Source organism: Catellatospora vulcania, from assembly GCF_009720385.1.
Lineage (GTDB): Bacteria > Actinomycetota > Actinomycetes > Mycobacteriales > Micromonosporaceae > Catellatospora > Catellatospora vulcania.
Genome location: NZ_WARX01000014.1, coordinates 164,189 through 184,262, shown reverse-complemented (window position 1 = coordinate 184,262; position 20,074 = coordinate 164,189). Strand labels below are relative to the sequence as shown.

Here is a 20,074-nt window from a genome sequence, read left to right as displayed (position 1 = left end):
CCGCCCCGATCCCGGCCGCCTCCGGGGTCGGGGCATTTCTCCGCCCACTACCGGATGGATTTTCCGTCTGTCAGACTTTCTGAATGAGTGATGTCCAGCACGACCAGGACTCCGATCGCAGTCGCGCCGGGGCGAAACGTGCCGAACGGCGGGCCGCCCGCAACCGCGGGCTGACCGCCACCCTGCGCGCCAAGGGTGGCGTGACCATTCCCCAAGCGGTACGCGACCAGCTGCAGTTGGAGGAGGGCGATCAGGTGATCGTCTCTGTCCGCGACGGCAGCATCGTGCTCACTCCGGCGGCGCTCGTGCCCCGTGACCAGGAGTGGTTCCACTTGCCGCAGTGGCAGGCCCGCGAAGCCGAGGCCGACGCCGACCTCGCGGCCGGCCGATTCACCCGATACGGAAGCGACGAGGAGTTCCTGGCCTCGCTGGACGGCGCCTGATGCCGACACACGACCAGTTGGACAGCTTCTTCCACGACTACAAGCGGCTGACCGAGGCCGAGAAGGCGCTCTTCCGGCAGGCCGTCGGCCACTTCGTGCACGATCTGCGGACCGGGGAGTTCCGCAAAGGGCTGCGCGTGAAGCAGATGTCCGGCCACGACGACATCTGGGAACTGACCTGGGCACCCGACGGCCGCGCCACGTTCCAGTACGGCGCGGAGCTGCCCGGCCAGCCTGGTCCGCACATCATCTGGCGCCGCATCGGCTCGCACGACATCTTCGGTCGACCGTGGCGCCTTTGATCGCCCGACTTGCCAGGCAGGTGTGCGTATCTTGAGCAGGGATACGCCCGGTTGCCTGGCAAATCCGCTGATCAAGAGGGATGTCGGTGTCGGGTACGCCACAGTGGCGGTGCTTGCGAAATAGTTGAAGGTTCACCAAAGTTGGTGACAGGTGGCTGACCTGGCCAGACCGACTTCGGAGGAAACACAATGTCGCTCGTTCTCGACAACCACGCGCAGGACCTGCTGTTCCGCAGCGCGCGCACCGCCAACACCTTCACCGACGAGCCGGTGACCGACGAGCAGGTGCGGGCGATCTACGACCTCGTCAAGTACGCCCCGACCTCGCTCAACATGCAGCCGCTGCGGGTCGTGCTGGTGCGCTCCGAGCAGGCCCGTGAGCGCCTGGTCGAGCAGATGGCCGACGGTAACAAGGAGAAGACCGGCAAGGCTCCGCTGGTCGCGATCCTCGCCGCGGACACGAACTTCCACGACAAGTTCGACCGCACCTTCCCGCACGCCCCCGGCATCCGGGACTGGTTCACCGGTGACGACGCCGCCCGCGCGAACACGGCGCAGTTCAACGGCGCGCTGCAGGTGGGCTACTTCATCCTCGGCGTACGCGCGGCCGGGCTGGCCGCCGGCCCGATGACCGGCTTCGACGCGACCGGCATCGAGAAGGAGTTCTTCGCCGACGGCGAGCACAAGGTGCTGGCCGTGGTGAACATCGGCAAGCCGGGCGAGGGCGCCTGGTTCGACCGCAACCCGCGGCTCGACTACGACGATGTCGTAAAGACGGCCTGACCAAGACGATGAGGGGTGGGGACCGCTGTCCCCACCCCTCTAGGGTGTGACTCATGGCGACCACCGCAACCCAGACGACGGCCGTCCCCTGGCTGACCGAGCCGGAGCAGGCGGCATGGCGCAGTTTCATCACCACGGCGAAGCTGGTGATGGCAGAGCTTGAGCGCGGAATGGCCCAGCACGACCTCTCGGGCACCGACTACGGGGTGCTGGTGAGCCTGTCCGAGGCGCCGGACCGGCGCCTGCGCATGTCGGAGCTGGCCCAGTCGATGCTGCTGGAGAAGAGCCGGCTGTCACACCAGATCACCCGGATGGAGCGCGCCGGGCTGGTGCGCCGGCAGAGCTGCCCGTCCGACCGGCGGGGGCAGTTCGCCGTGCTCACCGACGCGGGGTGGGAGACGATACAGCGGGTCGCGCCGCATCACGTCGAGCTGGTGCGCTCGATCTTCATCGACCGGCTGACCCCGCAGCAGCTGGCGCAGCTGACGGAGCTGTTCACTCCGCTGCACACCTCGATGCGCGAGCAGTGCCCCAGGGAAGAGGGCGACTGCCCGGGGGACTAGAGGTCCTGGATGATGCGCAAGGCCCGGCCGACCTTGCGCATCGTGTCGGTGTCGACGACGTCCACCATGTCGGTGAACCACTTCTTCATGGGTGACGACACCCGGTCGGGCATGATGATCAGCTCGCCCATCGGCACCGCCAGCGGCGAGTCGCGGAGCTCGTCCTCCTCGACGACCTCCGCGACGATGACGATCGGCACATCGGTGCTGTTGTACACATCCGAGCTGATGACCAGGCCGAGCCTTTCCCGGGCCCCGTCGATACGCCAGATCTCGCCTCTACGCAGCACGCCGCCCCCGTCCTGACAGTTCCAGGCGTACCAATTCGACTTCGCGCTCATCGTCCAGCGCGTTCTTCTCCAGCCGGTCTACGCCGGCCCGGCGCACCACGTCAGCGTGCGCGGTGAACAGTTCCCTCAGGGCCTTCTCCCGCGCGGCTTGGTCCATCCAAGCCGACAGCGACAGCCCGTCGCGCTCGGCGTACCGGCGCGCTTCCTCAATCGTCTCGTCCGTGAAGGACAGCGTCACTTTGGCAGTCATGCCGATTAGATTACGCCCGGTGTGACCACGAGTCATCCTGTTCTTCATGCCAGTTGCGTGAGTGATAATCGCCCGTTCTGAGCCCTTTTACGCACTGTGACGTCATCGTAACCGTAAGCGCCCGGATGGGATAATCGACCATTCGGACGATCATCACCGTCACTGGACGGCTGACCCCGTAAAACGCCTTCCCCGGCGGGCCCTTCGGCGCGGGACACCGTCACCAACAGCGCTTTCGCGCCCGACGTGCGGTGCTCTTAGCAGGTTGGAAACATGGGGGACGTCCCGGCGAAACTCCCGGACCGCAGGATTTCGCCTATGACCCCCTCGGCCCCACCCGCCACTCGAGTAACGGCATTGCCGATGCTCGGGTCCGCGCGTGAGGTCGCCACCCACTGCCCTTACTGCGCACTGCAATGCGGAATGACGCTGCGGGAGACGCCGGACGGGCGGGTGGAGGTCGGCGCGCGTGACTTCCCGACCAACCGTGGTGGGCTCTGCCAGAAGGGCTGGACCTCGGCCGAGCTGCTGGACCACCCGGAGCGGCTGACCACCCCACTGATCAAAGGCCGGCCCGCGACCTGGGACGAGGCGTACGACTTCATCGTCGACGGCATCCGCCGGGTGCAGGACGCGCACGGCCGCGACGCGGTCGCGGTGTTCGGCGGCGGCGGCCTCACCAACGAGAAGGCGTACACGCTGGGCAAGTTCGCCCGGGTCGCGCTGCGCACCGCGAACATCGACTACAACGGCCGCTTCTGCATGAGCTCCGCCGCGGCCGCCGGCAACCGCGCCTTCGGCATCGACCGCGGCCTGCCCTTTCCGATGGCCGACATCGCCGAGGCCGACACCCTGCTGCTGATCGGCGCGAACGTCGCCGAGACCATGCCGCCGTTCGCGCGCTACCTCACCGAGCAGCGCCAGCGCGGCGGCACCCAGATCGTGGTGGACCCGCGGGCCACGCCGACCGCGCGCGCCGCCACCCTGCACCTGCAACCCACCCCCGGCACCGACCTGGCACTGGCCCTGGGCCTGCTGCACATCGTGGTCGCCGAGGGCCTGACCGACCCGGCCTACCTGGCCGAGCGCACCACCGGCTGGGACGCGGTCCGCAAGACCGCTGCGGGCTACTGGCCCGCCCGGGTGGAGCTGCTCACCGGGGTGCCGGTCGCGGATCTGGAAGCCACCGCGCGGGCGCTGGCGAGTGCCGACCGCGCGATCATCCTGACCGCGCGCGGGGCCGAGCAGCACGCCAAGGGCGTGGACACGGTCACCGCCTTCATCAACCTGGCACTGGCGCTCGGACTGCCGGGGCGTCCCGGCTCCGGCTACGGCTGCCTCACCGGGCAGGGCAACGGCCAGGGCGGACGCGAGCACGGACAGAAGGCCGACCAGCTGCCCGGCTACCGGAGGATCGACGACCCGGCCGCGCGGGCGCACGTCGCCGCCGTGTGGGGCGTCGACCCGGACAGCCTGCCCGGCCCCGGCCTGTCCGCGTACGAGCTGCTCGACGCGCTGGGGCAGCCAGGCGGGCCGAAGGCGATGCTGGTGTTCGGCTCCAACCCGGTGGTGTCCGCGCCCCGCGCGGCCCGGATCACCGAGCGACTGCGGTCGCTGGATCTGTTAATTGTCTGTGACTTCGTGCTGAGCGAGACCGCGGCCATCGCCGATGTGGTGCTTCCCGTGGCACAGTGGGCCGAGGAAGACGGCACCATGACCAATCTGGAGGGCCGGGTGCTGCGGCGCCGTGCCCTTCGCAAGCCACCGCCAGGGATAGGGACGGATCTGGCGGTGATGGCCGAGCTGGCCTCCCGGCTCGGCCGAACCGGGGACGGTAGCTCCGTCACCGGTGGCGAACGGTCCGGCGGGTTCTCCGCCGACCCGTACGCCGTCTTCGAGGAGCTGCGGCGTGCCACCGCTGGTGGGGTGGCCGATTACGCAGGCGTCACGTGGGAGCGGGTGGACGCCGAGAACGGTGTTTTCTGGCCCTGCCCCGCAGCGGACCGGGCAGGCACGCCGCGGCTCTTCGAAGAAGGCTTCCCGACCCCGGACGGTCGCGCCCGCTTGATCGCGGTGGAGCACCGGCCGGTGGCCGAGGAGATCGACGCCGAGTACCCGCTCTACCTCACCACGGGGCGGGTGCTGGCGCAGTACCAGTCCGGCGCGCAGACCCGCCGCATCGCGGCGCTGCCCGGCGGGCCGTTCGTCGAGCTGCACCCGGATCTGGCCGAGCGGCTCGGCATCGACGACGGCGCCACGGTGCGGGTGCTCAGCCGCCGCGGCGAGATGATCGCGCCCGCCCGCGTCGTCACCACGATCCGACCCGACACCCTCTTCGCGCCCTTCCACTACTCCGGCACGGGCCGGGCCAACTCGCTCACCGGCGACGCGTTGGACCCGATCTCACGGATGCCGGAGTTCAAGGTCTGTGCCGTACGAATCGAGCCGGTGACACCATGAACCCTGGCAACACCGCGCGGCCTGGCTCAGCCATGCCGCCTGCCGAGCGACCCCGCACCTCCCCTGACCACGTGATCGTCGTCGGGTACGGCATGGCCGGCGCCCGGCTGGCGACAGAGCTGTCCGCCGCCCCCGGCGTCGAGGTCACCGTGCTCGGCGCGGAGCCGCACCGGGCCTACAACCGCATCCTGCTGTCCAGCGTGCTGGCCGGTAAGCACGGCGAAACCGACATCACGCTGACCGAGGCCGCCGGGCACGGGGTGAAGACCCGCACCGGGGTGAGCGTCACCGCCATCGACCGGGCCGCCCGCACCGTCACCCTCGACGGCGGCGAGGAGCTGAGCTACGACCACCTGGTGCTGGCCACCGGGTCGCAGGCGATCGTGCCGCCGATCCCGGGACTGGCGCAGCCGCACCCGCGGGTGGCCACGTTCCGGACGCTGGAGGACTGCCGCCGCATCCTCGACGCCGCGCAGGGCGCGCGCACCGCCCTCGTGCTCGGCGGCGGGCTGCTCGGGCTGGAGGCCGCCCGCGGGCTGGCCGGGCGCGGGCTGGCCGTCGAGGTCGTGCACGGCGTCGGCCACCTGATGGAGCGCCAGCTCGACACCGGCGCCAGCGCCGTGCTGGTGCGCACGCTCGCCGAGCTGGGCGTGGCTGTGCACCTGGCCTCGTCCGCGACCGGGGTGAGCGCCGACGACGACGGCGTGACGCTGCGGCTGGACGACCGTAACCTGCGGGCCGACCTGCTGGTGCTGGCCTGCGGGGTACGCGCCGAGACGAGCCTGGCCCGCGCGGCGGGGCTGCGCGTGGAGCGCGGCATCGTGATCGACGAGCGCCTGGCCACCTCGGACCGGCGCATCTCGGCCCTCGGCGACTGCGCCCAGTTCGGCGAGGTCGTCGGCGGGCTGGTCGCGCCCGCCTGGGAGCAGGCCAGGGTGCTGGCCGCCCGGCTCACCGGCGTCGACCCCGACGCGGTGTACGTGCCGAGTTCGCCGGTCACCCGGCTGAAGGCCTCCGGCATCGACCTGGCCGCGATGGGCAGCCTGCAACCCGACGCCGCCTGCGAGGACGTCAGCTTCGCCGACCCGGCCCGGGGCACGTACGCCCGGCTGGTCATCCGCGACGACCGGCTGACCGGCGCGGTGATGCTGGGCGACAACCCCAGCGTCGGCCAGGTCATCCAGCTCTTCGACCGCAAGGGCCTGGTGCCGCGCGACCGGCGCGCGCTGCTGCTCGGGCGGTCCCTGGGCGGCGTGGACGCGCCGGTCGCCACGACCACGCCCGCGCTCATGCCCGACAACGCCACCGTGTGCCAGTGCAACACGGTCACCAAGGGCGCGCTGGTGCGCTGCTGGCGCTCCGGCGCCCGCTCGCTCGACGACGTCGTCGCCCGTACTCGCGCCACCACCGGCTGCGGCAGCTGCAAGGACGCGGTTGACGGCATCGTCGGGTGGCTGTCCACCTCAGACAGTGTGGGGGTGTCTTGATCATGAAGAAGCTCGTTGTCGCCGGGTACGGCATGGTGGCGCAGCGGTTCCTGGAGGCGTTCGCCGAGCGGGCCGCGGACGGCTGGTCGGTGACCGTGCTGGCCGAGGAGGACCGCCCGGCCTACGACCGGGTCCGGCTGTCGGCCTGGTTCGACGACTACGACGCCGGAGCGCTGCACCTGGGCGGCGCGCCCGACGGGGTCGCGGTGCGGCTGAACGAGGCCGTCACCGGGATCGACCGTGACCGGAAGGTCGTGCACAGCGCGTCCGGCGAGACGCCGTACGACGCGCTGGTGCTGGCCACCGGCTCGCGGGCGTTCGTGCCGCCGATCGCGGGGGCCGACCTGCCCGGCGTGTTCGTCTACCGCACCCTCGACGACCTCGCCGCGCTCAAGGACTGGGCGACGGCGGGCGGCCGGAAGATCGGCGCGGTGCTCGGCGGCGGCCTGCTCGGCCTGGAGGCCGCGAACGCGCTGAAGCTGCTCGGCATCACCACGCACGTCGTCGAGTTCGCGCCGCGGCTCATGCCGCTGCAGGTCGACGAGGGTGGCGGCGCGGTGCTGCGGCGGCACATCGAGGCCCTGGGCGTCACCGTGCACACGGGTCGCGGCTGCGCCGGGCTCACGGGTGACGCGGACGGTGTCCGGCAGATGCTGTTCAACGACGGCGGCTCGCTCGACGTCGACGTGGTCGTGGTCGCGGCGGGCATCCGGCCGCGTGACGAGCTGGCCGAGCCGGCCGGGCTGGTCCGCGGCCCGCGCGGCGGTTTCACGGTCGACGCCGCGTGCGCGACCGCCGACCCGGCGGTGTGGGCGATCGGCGAGTGCGCCGCGCTGTCGGTCGACTCCGGCGACGGGGTCTGCTACGGCCTGGTCGCGCCCGGGTACGCGATGGCCGAGGTGGTCGCCGACCGGCTGACCGGCGGCGAGGCGACGATGACCCGCCCCGACACCTCCACCAAGCTCAAACTGCTCGGCGTGGACGTGGCCAGCTTCGGCACCCCGTTCGCCGACGGGCTCGACGTGGTCGTCACCGACCAGGTCACCGGCGTGTACGCGAAGCTGCTGCTCACCGACGACGCGAAGACGCTGCTCGGGGGCGTGCTCGTCGGTGATGCCAGCGCGTACCCGACGCTGCGGGCCTCGCTCGGCGGGCCGCTGCCCGGACCGCCGCTGGCGCTGCTAGCCCCGGCCGGGGACGGGTCACCGAAGGCGGAACTGCCGGGCACGGCGCAAGTGTGCTCCTGTCACGCGGTGACCAAGGACCACATCACCGACGCGATCGCGGGCGGCTGCACCGACGTGCCCGGCCTGAAGGCCTGCACCAAGGCGGGCTCCGGCTGCGGGTCGTGCGTGCCGCTGCTCAAGCAGCTGCTGGCCGCGGGCGGCGTGGTGCAGTCCAAGGCGCTGTGCGAGCACTTCACCTACTCGCGCCAGGAGCTGTTCGACATCATCCGGGTACGCGGCATCCGCTCGTTCACGGAGCTGGTGGCCGCGCACGGGACCGGTCGGGGCTGCGACATCTGCAAGCCGGCGATCGCGTCGATCCTGGCCGTGACCAACAGCGGCTACATCCTCGACGGCGAGGAAGCAGCGCTGCAGGACACCAACGACCACTTCCTCGCCAACATCCAGCGCGACGGGACGTACTCGGTGGTCCCGCGCATCCCCGGTGGCGAGATCACCCCCGAGAAGCTGATCGTGATCGGCGAGGTGGCCCGCGACTTCGGGCTCTATACGAAGATCACGGGCGGGCAGCGCATCGACCTGTTCGGTGCACGGGTCGAGCAGCTGCCGGAGATCTGGCACCGCCTGGTCGACGCGGGCTTCGAGTCCGGGCACGCGTACGGCAAGGCGCTGCGCACGGTGAAGAGCTGCGTCGGCGAGACCTGGTGCCGCTACGGCGTGCAGGACTCCGTCGGCCTGGCCATCGAGCTGGAGCTGCGCTACCGGGGCCTGCGCGCCCCGCACAAGCTCAAGTCGGCGGTCAGCGGCTGCGCCCGCGAGTGCGCCGAGGCCCGCAGCAAGGACTTCGGCATCATCGCCACCGAGAAGGGCTGGAACCTGTACGTCGCCGGCAACGGCGGATTCCGGCCCCGGCACGCGGACCTGTTCCTGACCGACGTCAGCACCGAGGAGCTGATCCGCACCATCGACCGGTTCCTCATGTACTACATCCGCACCGCCGACCGGCTGCAGCGCACCGCCGCCTGGCTGGAGGCCATGGAGGGCGGTCTCGACCACCTGCGTGCCGTCATCGTCGACGACGCGCTGGGACTGTGCGCCGAACTCGACGCGCAGATGGCCCGCCACGTCGGGTCGTACGCCGACGAGTGGCAGGCCACGCTGCAGGACCCGCAGCGCCTCGCTCGTTTCGTCTCGTTCGTCAACGCACCGGGCACGCCCGACCCCGACATCAGCTTCGAGGTCGAACGCGGGCAGAAGATCCCTGCCCGTGGTCCGGTGCCGGTAACCCTGGGAGGTGCCCGATGACCACGGCGACCATGACCGTCACCTGGACGGCGATCTGCTCGTACACCCGGCTGGAGGCCGAGCGCGGCGTGGCCGCACTCGTCGACGGCGTCCAGATCGCGATCTTCCGTACCTTCTCCGGCGAGCTGTTCGCCATCGGCAACCGCGACCCGATCGCGGGCGCGCAGGTGATGTCGCGCGGCATCGTCGGCACCCGCGGCGACGCCCCCACCGTCGCGTCCCCGCTGCACAAGCAGGTGTACGACCTGCGCACCGGCGAGTGCCTGGACGTGAGCGGGGTGGCCGTGCCGACGTACCCCATCCGCTGCAACGGGGACACGGTCGAAGTGGCTGTGGAAAGACCATGATCGAGCGCAGCGAGGTCATCAGCAGGCTCAGCCGCCATGACGCGGCAGAGCGAAGCTCGGCCGTGTCATGACCGAGCGCAGCGAGGTCATCAGGTGGCGGGCGGGCCATGACCGGGCCGCGCGGAGCGGGGACCGGTCATGACCGAACTTGCGGGGTTCACGGTCGGGGTCACCGCCGACCGGCGGCGCGACGAGCTCGCCGCGCTGCTGGAGCGGCGCGGCGCGCGGGTCGTCATCGCCCCCGCGTTGCGCATCGTGCCGCTGCACGACGACTCCCAGCTGCGCGAGGCCACCCGGCGGTGCCTGGACACGCCACCCGACGTGGTCGTGGCCAACACCGGCATCGGCATGCGCGGCTGGTTGGAGGCCGCCGAGGGCTGGGGCCTGGCCGACCCGCTGCGGGCGGTGCTGGCCGAGGCGTACATCGTGGCCCGCGGCCCGAAGGCGCGCGGCGCGGTGCGCGCGGCGGGCCTGCACGACCAGTGGTCGCCGGACTCGGAAAGCTGCGACGAGTGCCTGGCCCACCTGCTCAAACGCGGCGTGGGCGGGCTGACCGTCGCCGTGCAGCTGCACGGCGACCAGCAGCCGGAGTTCTGCGCCTCGCTGCGGGCCGCCGGCGCCGAGGTCATCGAGGTGCCCGTCTACCGCTGGGCGCCGCCGCTGGACTCGGCTCCGCTGCACCGGCTCGTCGACCTGGTCTCGAACCGCCTGGTAGACGCCATCACCTTCACCTCGGCCCCGGCTGTCGGCGCGCTGCTGGCGGCCGCCGGGCCGGGCGGGGACGCTGTCCTGGAGGCGCTGCGGGCCGACGTGGTCGCCGCGTGCGTCGGGCCGGTGACGGCCGCGCCGCTGATCAGGCACGGCATCCCGGTGATCGCCCCGGCGCGGGCCCGGCTGGGCGCGCTGGTCCGTGCGATCGCCGACGAGCTGCCCCGGCGCGCGGTCACCCTGCAGGTCGCCGAGCACCAGCTGACCCTGCGCGGCCACGCCGCGATGGTCGACGGCGAGCTGCGTCCGCTGGCCCCGGCCCCGATGGCGGTGCTGCGGGCGCTGGCGTCGATGCCTGGCAAGGTGCGCTCGCGGGCCTCGCTGCTGCCCGCGCTGCCGCGCGGCGCCGACGAGCACGCAGTGGAGATGGCCGTGGCTCGGCTGCGTGCCGGTCTGGGCGATCCCGCATTCGTCCAGACGGTGGTCAAACGTGGCTACCGACTGCCGGTGGACTGAAACCGCCAACGGACGTATGGTCCCCGCGTGATGCGTTTCTGGGGAAGGCTGCTGGCAGCGGCGTTCGGCATGGCGGCGCTGGTCGGGGCCGCCCAGTTCGGCGTCGTTTATGGACTCGATGTGCTGCGCCTGGACCGCGAGTTCACGGCGGGCACCGACAATGACTGGAACCTGCAGCTGACCTGGGTGGTGTGGTTCACCATCGTGGCCGTGGCCGGCGGGGCGACCTTCGCGGCCGGGCTGGCCCTGCGCGACCGCCGGCGCATCGGGGCGGCGGTGCGCATCGTGACCGCGCTGGCCGCGGCGCTCGGCGCGGCGGCGGCCGCCTTCCCGCTGACGTTGCAGCCGGCGCAGTACGCCCGGCTCAGCGCGACGTTCGACCCGGAGCTGACCGCCGCGATCGCGGTGGCCGCCGGGGTCGTCGCGGGCCTGTTCGTGGCATTGCTGGCGGTGGGCCGGATGCCGCTGTCGGCCAACCTGTGGGCCTGCACCGGCGCGGTGTGGCTGCTGGCCATCCTGTCCTACCTGGACACCACCGAGTTCGGGCGCAACCGCGACGCGATGGGCGAGTACTACGACCCGATGCGGCTGGGCGTGCTCGACATCAGCGGCCTGCAGCCGATCCCCCGGGCCTCGTTCTCGATGCCGGTGATCGCACTGCTGGTGGCGCTGGCCTGCGGCCTGGTCGCCCGGCACGTGGGCCGGTCACGGCTGCTGATCGCGCTGTCCGGGGCGGTCGGCCCGCTGCCGGTCGCGATGGCGTACGTCATCGGCGGCCCCGGCATCTCCCGCGCCCTCACCGACCAGGCCGACGCCTACCTCGGCGCGATGATCGCCGTCATCGTCGGCCTCATCGTCTCCTCCGTCATCGCCCTGGCCCCCCGCCGCCCCGGCATCCTCTGACCCTCACCCCACCCCGCGCGGCCCAAGCCCGCCGCCCCACCCCACCCCGCGCGGCCCGCGGCCGCCGCCCCATCCCTCGCGCAACTCTTAAAGACTCGCGGCCTCACGACTGTCGTGAGGCGGCGAGTCTTTAAGAGTTGCGGCGGAAGAGCGGAGGGGGCGGCGGGTCAGGCGGGGGTGATGGGGAGGTAGACCTGGGCACCGGAGGCGACGAATTCGGCGGACTTGTCGGCCATGCCCTTGGCGGCGTACTCCTTGAGCTCCTGGCTGATGCGCATGGAGCAGAACTTCGGGCCGCACATGGAGCAGAAGTGCGCGGTCTTCGCGGCGGCGGCGGGCAGTGTCTCGTCGTGATAGGAGCGTGCCGTCTCCGGGTCGAGGGACAGGTTGAACTGGTCCTCCCAGCGGAACTCGAAGCGCGCCTTGGACAGCGCGTCGTCCCACGCCTGCGCGCCGGGATGCCCCTTGGCCAGGTCCGCGGCGTGCGCCGCGATCTTGTACGCGATCACCCCGGCCTTGACGTCGTCACGGTCCGGCAGCCCCAGGTGCTCCTTGGGCGTGACGTAGCAGAGCATCGCGGTGCCGTGCCAGGCGATCATCGCGGCGCCGATGGCACTGGTGATGTGGTCGTAGGCCGGGGCGATGTCGGTGGTCAGCGGGCCGAGCGTGTAGAAGGGCGCCTCGTGGCACACCTCCTGCTGCAGGTCCACGTTCTCCTTGATCTTGTGCATGGGCACGTGTCCGGGCCCCTCGACCATCACCTGCACGTCGTGCCGCCAGGCGATCTCGGTCAGCTCGCCGAGGGTGCGCAGCTCGCCGAACTGCGCCTCGTCGTTGGCGTCGGCGATCGAGCCCGGACGCAGTCCGTCGCCGAGCGAGAAGGTGATGTCGTACCTCGCGAAGATCTCGCAGAGCTCCTCGAAGTTGGTGTAGAGGAAGTTCTCCCGGTGCTTGGCCAGGCACCAGGCCGCCATGATGGAGCCGCCGCGCGACACGATGCCGGTGACCCGGTCCGCGGCCAGCGGCACGTAGCGCAGCAGCACGCCCGCGTGCACGGTCATGTAGTCCACGCCCTGCTCGGCCTGCTCGATGATGGTCTCGCGGTAGATCTCCCAGGTCAGCTTGAGCGGGTCGCCCTTGACCTTCTCCAGCGCCTGGTAGATGGGCACGGTGCCGATCGGCACGGCCGAGTTGCGCATGATCGACTCGCGGGTCTCGTGGATGCGCGGGCCGGTGGACAGGTCCATCACCGTGTCCGCGCCCCAGCGGGTGGCCCAGGTCAGCTTCTCGACCTCCTCCGCGACGTCGGAGGTGACCGCGGAGGTGCCGATGTTGGCGTTGACCTTCACCAGGAACGCCTTACCGATGATCATCGGCTCGACCTCGGGGTGGTTGATGTTCGCGGGCAGCACGGCCCGGCCGGCCGCGATCTCGTCCCGCACCAGCTCGGGGGCGACGCCCTCGCGCAGGGCCACGTACTCCATCTCGGGCGTGACGATCCCGGCGCGGGCGCAGCCGAGCTGGGTCACCGGTGCGCCGTGGAGCCTGCGGTCGGCCACCCAGTTCGTCCGCGGCAGGTGGTCGAAGACCCCCGGGCCGGACGTGTCGTAGAGCCGGACCGGGGTGCTGCCGTCGGTCAGGTCGACCTCGGCGAACGGCACCTGGATGTCGGGGCGGGACCCCGGTACGTAGACCTTGCGCCTCATGCTGCCTCCTTGTGCTACAGGCGGGGAAAATGGTTCAGCGGACCGGCTCCGCTGCCGAGCCGCCACTCCGCCGCCGCCAGCAGCGCCGAGCGGACGTAGCGGTTCGCGTAGGCGATCGAGTCGTCGACCGGGTAGCCGTGCGCCAGCCGGGCCGCGATCGCCGCCGAGAAGGTGCAGCCCGTGCCGTGGTTGTTCGGCGTCTCCACCCGCGGCGAGCGCAGGAACCGCGCCCCGTTGGCGGTCCACACGGCGTCCACGACCTCGGGGCCGCCCAGGTCGCCTCCGGTCACCACGACGCACTGCGGGCCGTGCGAGGCCATCTGCGCGGCCGCGCCCGCCATGTCCGCGGGGGTGCTGACCTGCCAGCCGAGCAGCGCCGACGCCTCGTCGATGTTGGGTGTCACCACAGTCGCGTACGGCAGCAGCCGCTCGATGGCGCTGACCACGCCCAGCCGCCGACCGGTCGACGCGGTCAGCACCGGGTCGAGCACCATCTTCGGCAGCTCGCCGTTGCGGGCGCGGGCCCGGATGGTCGCCGCGATCTCGCCGCTGGCCACCATGCCGACCTTCACCGCGGCGATCGGCATGTCGTCGAGGATCGCGCCGAGCTGCGCGGCCACCACGGTGGGCGGCATCGGGTGCACATCGGTGATCACTTTGGTGTTCTGCGAGGTGACCGCGGTGATGACGCTCGCGCCGTAGCAGTCCAGCGCGGCGAAGGTCTTCAGATCCGCCTGGATGCCCGCGCCGCCGCTGCTGTCCGACCCGGCGATGGTGAGGACGACATGTGGGCTGCTCATGACGCCGCCCCGCGGCCGCCGGCGGCGCGAAGACGGTGCATACACAGGGTTCGTTCGACAGGTTCGCTCATGCCAGCACTCTCCCGCTGTCGCGGGATGATCCGTCGCACACGCCGTCCCACGCGGCGCGCAGCCGGGCGTATGCCGCCGCCGGGTCGGCCGCCCGCATGACGGAGCCCATCACGGCGACCCCGGCGACCCCGGCGTCGCGGCACGCCGCGGCCTGCTCGGGTGTCTCCACCCCGCCCAGCGCCAGCACCGGACGGCCCGCACGGGCGGCCAGGCGGCGCAGGCCGGCGGATTCCAGCGGCGGTCCGTAGCCGGGTTTGCTCCGGCTCGGCCACACCGGGGACAGGGTCACATAGTCCTCCGTGGACAGCCGGCCGAGCTCCACCTCGTCGTGGCACGAACGGCCCAGCAGGCGGGGCCGCCCCAGCGGTGCGGCCGCGCCCGCGCGCAGGTGCAGCGCCTCCCCGTCGAGGGTGTCCTGACCTGCCGCGATGAGCACACCGCCCACCGGCCGCAGCAGTTCGCGCAGCACGATCGCCAGGCGCAGCCGCTGCGCGCGCGGCAGGTCCTTCTCCCGCAGCAGCACGGTCCGGGCCCCGGCGGTGATCAGCGCCGCGACCACGTCCACCAGCGGGCGCGTCGCCTGGCGGCGATCGGTCACCACGACCACCCCGCCCACCGTGCCGGGGCGGCGGCCGGTGGGCGTGACGCCGCCCGGCTCGGACTCCCCCGTCACCTCGCCCGGCCGGGTGGCGTCACGAGCCTGTCCCCGCTGCCCGGTCACCATGACGCGAGACCTTCGGCAGCCGTGGAGGCGAGCGCGTGCCTGCGCACCGGGATGCGCCCGGCCTGTGCGGCGAGCCGCCCCGCGACGACCGCGTGCCGCATCGCGGTCGCCATCGCCACCGGGTCGGCGGCCCGGGTGACCGCGCTGGCCAGCAGGACCGCGTCGCAGCCCAGCTCCATCGCGCGGGCGGCGTCGCTGGCGGTGCCGATCCCGGCGTCGAGGATGACCGGGCAGCGTACGGCCTCGCGGATCAGTGCGATGTGGTGCGGATTCGAGATGCCCAGGCCCGACCCGATCGGCGCGCCCGCGGGCATCACCGCGGCGCAGCCCAGATCGGCCAGCCGGCGGGCCAGCACCGGATCGTCGGTGGTGTACGGCAGCACGGTGAAGCCGTCGTCGACCAGCCGCTCGGCCGCCCGGAGCAGCTCGACGGCGTCGGGCAGCAGCGTGCGGTCGTCCCCGATCACCTCCAGCTTGATCCAGTCGGTGTCGAAGGCGTCGCGCGCCAGGTGGGCGGTGCGCACCGCATCGGCGGCCGTGTAGCAGCCGGCCGTGTTGGGCAGCAGGCGTACGCCGCAGCGCTCCAGCACGTCGAGCAGACCGGCCGGGGTGTCCGGGTCGACCCGCCGCAGCGCGACGGTGACCAGTTCGGTGCCGCCCGCCAGCAGCGCCTGCTCCAGCGACTGGAGGCTGCTCGCCCCGCCGGTGCCGAGGATGAGCCGGGAGCCGAACTCCACGCCGCCGAGCACGAACCTGTCGTCCACGCCGGTCATCCGCCCTGCGCGGCGGTGAGGACCTCGACCCGGTCCCCGTCGAGCAGCCGGTGGGCCGGCCAGTCGGCGCGGCGCACCACCTCGCCGTTGACCGCGACCGCGACGCCGCGGGACGGCACGGCGAGGCCGTTCAGCAGCTCGGCGACGGTCTCGCCGCGCCTGGTGGGGCGGGGCTTGTCGTTCACGACCACGGTGATCATCGGATACCTCCGGCGGTCAGGCGTTGGGGGGTGAAGGGTTGCCACAGCGGGGGCAGCGCGCCGCCGTCGATCAGATCGGCGACGGCTTGCGCGGTGTACGGGGCGGCCAGCACGCCGTGCCGGTAGTGCCCCGTGGCGACCAGCACGCCCGGTGCCAGCTCGCCCACGATCGGTCCGTTGTCGGCGGTGCCGGGACGCTGCCCCACCGACACCTCGACCAGCGCGTGCTCGGCCAGTTCCGGCACCAGATCGGTGGCGGCGCGCAGCAGGTCGCGTACGCCGCCCGCGGTGGCGTGGCCGTCGGCCCGTTCCTCGACCGTCGCCCCGACCAGCACCTCGCCGTCGCGGCGGGGCACCAGGTAGACGGCGCGGCCGTCGGCGTACCCCCGGATGACGTGGCGTGGCGCGGCCTGGCCGCGCAGCCGCAGGACCGCGCCCTGCACCGGCCGCACCGGCAGCCCGCCCAGCGCGGCGCTGGCACAACCCGCGGCGAGCACCACCACGTCGGCGTCCAGATCGGACAGCCGGTGCACCGTCTCGCGGCGCACCGGGACGAGTTCGCGCAGCGCGGCCACCACCCGGCGCGGATCCACCTGGTGGTCGGACTCGACGAGCACACCCCGTGCCCGCGGGCTCAGCAGCGGCTCGCGCTCGCGCAGCCGGTCGCCGTCGAGCGCGACCACGTCCGCGCCCAGTGCCCGCTGGTGGGTCCACAGCCGCCGCAGTTCGGCGAGATCGTCGGCGGTCAGCCCGACCTGCAGCGTGCCCTCGGTCCGGTGCCCCAGCTCGTGCCCGGTCGCCGCCGCCAGCTCCGCCGCGTATCCCGGCCAGCGCCGGGCGCACTCCAGCAGCAGGTCGGTCAGCTCCCGCTCGCCGAAGTAGGACTCGCCGACCGGGGCCAGCATGCCGGCGGCGACGTGTGACGCGCCCCGGCCGGGATCGGGATCGTGGACCGTGACGGCGTGCCCGCGCCCGGCGCATGCCCAGGCGATGCTGAGCCCGATGATGCCGCCACCGACGACGGATACGGAAAGGGGTGCCACCGCGGCCTCCTCCCTGCGCCGGCATTACCCGGATCAGGTTCTACGGTCGGGAGCGAGAATCAGCTCCCCTCTCAGCCCGGTTCACCGGGCTCCCGTGGGGTTCTTGGTTCCAATGTGGTTCACGCGTTACAGGTGTGTTGCCGTCCGTGACGACTGTCGGGAGCGTAACCCCGTCCGCACCCCGAGGCAACCCACCCCTCGCCCACCGCGACCCTCGCCACACTCCGCCCACACCACCGCGCGCTGGTCCGCGCGTAGCCGACGGCTTTCGCAGTTTCGGGGAAACTGTCGATTCAGGACCCCCGTTTACCGCAGTTTCCCCGAAACTGCGGTCGATCGGGGGTGGGGACGGCGGTGGCGGGTGGGTCAGGAGGTGACGGCGGTGAGGAGGGCGGCGACGGCGCGGGCGGGGTCGGCGGCGTCGGAGACCGCGCCGATGACGGCGACGCCGTGGGCCCCGGCGGCGAGCAGTTCGGGTACGCGGGCAGCGGTGATGCCGCCGATCGCGATGATCGGGGTGCCCGCGCACTGGCGGGCCACGGCGCGCAGGCCCTCGGGGCCGATCGACACCGGCAGTCCATCCTTCGTGGACGTCGCGTAGCAGGGGCCGACGCCCAGGTAGTCCGCCCCGTCGCCGACCGCGCGCAGGGCGGTCGCGGGCAGGCGGGACGTCGCGCCGAGCACCGCGGCGGGGCCGAGCAGCCGCCGGGCCGCCGACACCGGCAGGTCGTCCGCGCCCACGTGCCCGCCTGCGGCCCCCGTCGCGAGCGCGACGTGCAACCGATCGTTGACCAGCACCGGAATCCCGACCGGGCGGCACAGCGCGACGATCTGATTGGCCAGCTCGTACGCGAGCCGGTCGGTCCAGTCGTCCGCCGGCCGGAACTGGATGACCAGGTCCGGCGTGGCCACGCTCAACGCGGCCCGCACCAGGGCCACCGGGTCCCGTCCGGGCCTGCCGTCGGTGATCAGATGGAGTCTCCCCAGCGCCATACGCATACCCTATCGATTCTCATCGGTGAATGGGACGGGCCCCTCCGTGACAGCCGCCGTCTACATCGGCTCATCCAGATCACTGATTCTGTGAAAAGTCTTTACAATTACTTTGAATCGGTATGAGATCCCGCATCGCCCTCGTCGCCCTCCTCCTGGGCAGCACCGTCGCCGCCGCCTCCACACCAGCTCAGGCTGCCCCTGCTCCCGTCACCGCCGGGGCCGCTGCCGCGGCCGCCGGGTACGTCAAGGTCGGCTACTTCGTCCAGTGGGGCATCTACCGCCGCAACTTCCTGGTGAAGAACCTGCACACCTCCGGGATGGCCGCGAAACTGACGCACATCAACTACGCGTTCGCCAACGTCGGCGCCGACGGCCGCTGCCTCGAGGCGAACGAGGCCGGCGTCGGCGACGCCTGGGCCGACTACCAGAAGCGCTTCAAGTCGGGCGAGTCCGTCGACGGCGTCGGCGACGTGGTGAGCCAGCCACTGGCCGGCAACTTCCACCAGCTGCGCAAACTCAAGGCGATGTACCCGCACCTGAAGATCCAGCTGTCACTCGGGGGCTGGACCTGGTCGAAGTACTTCTCCGACGCCGCGCTCACCCCGGCCTCGCGCCAGGCCATGGTCGCCAGCTGCATCGACATGTTCATCAAGGGCAACCTGCCCTTCATCGGCACCTCGCCGCACGGCGGCGCGGGCAGCGCGGCCGGCGTGTTCGACGGCTTCGACCTGGACTGGGAGTGGCCCGCCTCCGAGGGCAACACCGGCAACGTGGTGCGGCCCGAGGACAGGCACAACTACACGTTGCTGGCCGCCGAGTTCCGCAGCCAGCTCGACGCGTACGGCGCGCAGGTCGGCCGGACCTACTCGCTCAGCGCGTTCCTGCCCGCGGACCCCGCGAAGATCAACGCCGGGATCGAGACGGCGTCGCTGTTCTCCCACCTCGACTTCGCCACCGTCCAGGGATACGACCTGGTCGGCGCGTGGGACCCGGTAACCGGGCACCAGGCGAACCTCTACTCCACGCCGTCGTCGCCGTTCAGCGTGGACCTGGCCGTGGACACCTACCGCGCCCAGGGCGCACCGGCGAACAAGATCGTGGTCGGCATCCCGTACTACGGCCGCGGCTGGACCGGTGTCGGCACCGCGAACAACGGCCTCTACCAGCCGGCGAGCGGCCCGGCCCGGGGCGCCTACGAGGACGGCGTCGAGGACTACAAGAAGGTCATCGCCAAGCAGGGCCCCGTCTTCTACGACCCGGTCGCGGGCGCGTCCTGGAAGTACGGCGGCGGCGCCCTCTGGTCCTACGACACCCCGCAGGTCATCGCCCAGAAGACGGCGTACGTCAAGGCCAACGGCCTGGGCGGCACCATGGCCTGGTCCCTCGACGGCGACACCCCCACCGGCGAGCTGACCACCGCCATCCACAACGGTCTGAACTGACCCCCGGGCGGCAACGGTGATCGGCGCTTGTGCTCAGGATCTGCGGCGCAGCCGCGCTTCCTGACCGCAAGCGCCGATCACCACCGGCGCGCGCCCCGCCGAACACCACCGGCCCGCGCGCCGAGGGACGCCGCGCAAGTCAGCGGGGCGTGCCGCTGTGCGGCGTGAACGGGGCGCCGTGGCCCGGGACCACCAGGTCGGCCACCGCCAGCACCCGCTCCCGGCTCGCGCGAAGCTGGTCGCGGTCCGGCGCGACGGGGTCGTCGGCCGGCCCGTCGGCCCGCCACCACAGGTCGCCGGCGAGCGCCACGACGCCCTCCGGCGTACCGGCGAGCAGCGTGATGTCCTCGTGGCTGTGACCCGGCGTGCTGAGCAGCCGTACGGAGTCGGAGAAGGCGTAGCCCTCGGCATCCCGGTCGGTCCAGCCGTGGCCCTCGTAGATCGCCTTGTGGTCGTGCATCCGCGCCCCGGCGAACAGCCCGGCGTTCATGACGTTGTCCGGGTGGTGGTGGCTGAGCACGACGTCGGTGACGTCGTGCGCCGCGAGCCCGAGCGCGGCGAGCGCGTCGAGGATGACCGAGGGGTGCGCGACCATCCCCGGGTCGAACACGATGCGCAGGTCGCCGTCGCGCACCAGCGAGACGGTCGCGGCCACGCCGGGCCCGGTCGAGCTGGTGTATCCGGTGGCCAGAACGTCGAAGGCGGCGGTACGACCGCGGGGTGCGTCACTCATGCCGTTCATCCTGCGGGCGGCCGACGATCATGACGAGTGGC

The 20,074-nt window shown here is 72.1% G+C and carries 21 protein-coding genes and 1 riboswitch; of the genes, 11 read left to right on the top strand and 10 right to left on the bottom strand.

The window, feature by feature from the left end:
- Positions 1 to 83: 83 nt before the first annotated feature.
- The 4 genes from F6W97_RS31090 to F6W97_RS31075 all read left to right on the top strand — a co-directional run bounded on the left by F6W97_RS31090 (position 84) and on the right by F6W97_RS31075 (position 2,091).
- Positions 84 to 443, top strand: a complete 360-nt coding sequence (locus tag F6W97_RS31090; protein ID WP_155374115.1) for an AbrB/MazE/SpoVT family DNA-binding domain-containing protein — start codon at positions 84 to 86, stop codon at positions 441 to 443.
- Positions 443 to 745, top strand: coding sequence for a hypothetical protein (locus F6W97_RS31085; protein WP_155374114.1), 303 nt, complete (start codon positions 443 to 445; stop codon positions 743 to 745). The genes F6W97_RS31090 and F6W97_RS31085 overlap by 1 nt, the downstream gene beginning before the upstream one ends.
- A gap of 189 nt (positions 746 to 934) precedes the next feature.
- Complete coding sequence (locus tag F6W97_RS31080) at positions 935 to 1,528, top strand: malonic semialdehyde reductase (RefSeq protein WP_155374113.1); 594 nt, start codon at positions 935 to 937, stop codon at positions 1,526 to 1,528.
- A 53-nt stretch (positions 1,529 to 1,581) separates the two neighbouring features.
- Entirely contained in the window at positions 1,582 to 2,091 is a 510-nt protein-coding gene (locus tag F6W97_RS31075; protein WP_155374112.1) for a MarR family winged helix-turn-helix transcriptional regulator, read from the top strand.
- Here F6W97_RS31075 and F6W97_RS31070 read toward each other — a convergent pair.
- A complete protein-coding gene (locus F6W97_RS31070; protein ID WP_186315787.1) occupies positions 2,088 to 2,432 on the bottom strand; it encodes a type II toxin-antitoxin system PemK/MazF family toxin in 345 nt (114 codons plus the stop codon). The two genes, F6W97_RS31075 and F6W97_RS31070, sit on opposite strands and share 4 nt — an antisense overlap.
- On the bottom strand, positions 2,371 to 2,631 hold the full coding sequence (locus F6W97_RS31065) for a DUF6364 family protein (RefSeq protein WP_155374111.1): 261 nt from the start codon (positions 2,629 to 2,631) through the stop codon (positions 2,371 to 2,373). The genes F6W97_RS31070 and F6W97_RS31065 overlap by 62 nt, the downstream gene beginning before the upstream one ends.
- Before the next feature lie 318 nt (positions 2,632 to 2,949).
- Here F6W97_RS31065 and F6W97_RS31060 point away from each other — a divergent pair, with 318 nt between their 5' ends.
- From F6W97_RS31060 to F6W97_RS31035, 6 genes are all read left to right on the top strand, one after another.
- A complete protein-coding gene (locus F6W97_RS31060) occupies positions 2,950 to 5,091 on the top strand; it encodes a molybdopterin oxidoreductase family protein (RefSeq protein ID WP_407924623.1) in 2,142 nt (713 codons plus the stop codon).
- A gap of 32 nt (positions 5,092 to 5,123) precedes the next feature.
- The gene (locus tag F6W97_RS31055; RefSeq protein WP_155374109.1) at positions 5,124 to 6,578 is read left to right on the top strand and encodes an FAD-dependent oxidoreductase; all 1,455 of its coding nucleotides are present in this window, start codon (positions 5,124 to 5,126) and stop codon (positions 6,576 to 6,578) included.
- A gap of 2 nt (positions 6,579 to 6,580) precedes the next feature.
- Entirely contained in the window at positions 6,581 to 9,070 is a 2,490-nt protein-coding gene (gene nirB / locus F6W97_RS31050; protein WP_155374108.1) for a nitrite reductase large subunit NirB, read from the top strand.
- Complete coding sequence (gene nirD / locus F6W97_RS31045; protein ID WP_155374107.1) at positions 9,067 to 9,417, top strand: nitrite reductase small subunit NirD; 351 nt, start codon at positions 9,067 to 9,069, stop codon at positions 9,415 to 9,417. The genes nirB and nirD overlap by 4 nt, the downstream gene beginning before the upstream one ends.
- Before the next feature lie 138 nt (positions 9,418 to 9,555).
- Entirely contained in the window at positions 9,556 to 10,641 is a 1,086-nt protein-coding gene (locus tag F6W97_RS31040) for a uroporphyrinogen-III synthase (RefSeq protein WP_155374106.1), read from the top strand.
- 27 nt (positions 10,642 to 10,668) lie between these two features.
- Positions 10,669 to 11,544, top strand: a complete 876-nt coding sequence (locus tag F6W97_RS31035; RefSeq protein ID WP_155374105.1) for a hypothetical protein — start codon at positions 10,669 to 10,671, stop codon at positions 11,542 to 11,544.
- 167 nt (positions 11,545 to 11,711) lie between these two features.
- Here F6W97_RS31035 and thiC read toward each other — a convergent pair whose 3' ends face one another.
- The 7 genes from thiC to thiE all read right to left on the bottom strand — a co-directional run bounded on the left by thiC (position 11,712) and on the right by thiE (position 17,855).
- A complete protein-coding gene (gene thiC, locus F6W97_RS31030; RefSeq protein WP_155374104.1) occupies positions 11,712 to 13,250 on the bottom strand; it encodes a phosphomethylpyrimidine synthase ThiC in 1,539 nt (512 codons plus the stop codon).
- Between the two features lie 14 nt (positions 13,251 to 13,264).
- Complete coding sequence (gene thiD, locus F6W97_RS31025; protein ID WP_155374103.1) at positions 13,265 to 14,050, bottom strand: bifunctional hydroxymethylpyrimidine kinase/phosphomethylpyrimidine kinase; 786 nt, start codon at positions 14,048 to 14,050, stop codon at positions 13,265 to 13,267.
- Between the two features lie 67 nt (positions 14,051 to 14,117).
- Positions 14,118 to 14,846: a thiamine phosphate synthase gene (locus F6W97_RS31020; RefSeq protein ID WP_155374102.1), complete on the bottom strand. Its 729-nt coding sequence runs from the start codon at positions 14,844 to 14,846 to the stop codon at positions 14,118 to 14,120.
- Positions 14,840 to 15,619: a thiazole synthase gene (locus tag F6W97_RS31015; protein WP_155374101.1), complete on the bottom strand. Its 780-nt coding sequence runs from the start codon at positions 15,617 to 15,619 to the stop codon at positions 14,840 to 14,842. The genes F6W97_RS31020 and F6W97_RS31015 overlap by 7 nt, the downstream gene beginning before the upstream one ends.
- Positions 15,616 to 15,816: a sulfur carrier protein ThiS gene (thiS, locus tag F6W97_RS31010; protein ID WP_407924627.1), complete on the bottom strand. Its 201-nt coding sequence runs from the start codon at positions 15,814 to 15,816 to the stop codon at positions 15,616 to 15,618. The genes F6W97_RS31015 and thiS overlap by 4 nt, the downstream gene beginning before the upstream one ends.
- Positions 15,816 to 16,862, bottom strand: a complete 1,047-nt coding sequence (gene thiO / locus F6W97_RS31005; protein WP_230687121.1) for a glycine oxidase ThiO — start codon at positions 16,860 to 16,862, stop codon at positions 15,816 to 15,818. The genes thiS and thiO overlap by 1 nt, the downstream gene beginning before the upstream one ends.
- Positions 16,856 to 16,968, bottom strand: a riboswitch (TPP riboswitch). It overlaps the preceding gene by 7 nt.
- A 260-nt stretch (positions 16,969 to 17,228) precedes the next feature.
- The gene (gene thiE, locus F6W97_RS31000) at positions 17,229 to 17,855 is read right to left on the bottom strand and encodes a thiamine phosphate synthase (protein WP_230687120.1); all 627 of its coding nucleotides are present in this window, start codon (positions 17,853 to 17,855) and stop codon (positions 17,229 to 17,231) included.
- Positions 17,856 to 17,977: 122 nt separating this feature from the next.
- Between thiE and F6W97_RS30995 the strand changes: the two genes are divergently transcribed.
- Positions 17,978 to 19,300, top strand: a complete 1,323-nt coding sequence (locus F6W97_RS30995; RefSeq protein ID WP_155374098.1) for a glycoside hydrolase family 18 protein — start codon at positions 17,978 to 17,980, stop codon at positions 19,298 to 19,300.
- 139 nt (positions 19,301 to 19,439) lie between these two features.
- Here the strand turns inward: F6W97_RS30995 and F6W97_RS30990 are convergent, their stop codons facing one another.
- On the bottom strand, positions 19,440 to 20,033 hold the full coding sequence (locus tag F6W97_RS30990) for an MBL fold metallo-hydrolase (RefSeq protein WP_155374097.1): 594 nt from the start codon (positions 20,031 to 20,033) through the stop codon (positions 19,440 to 19,442).
- Between the last annotated feature and the right edge of the window lie 41 nt (positions 20,034 to 20,074).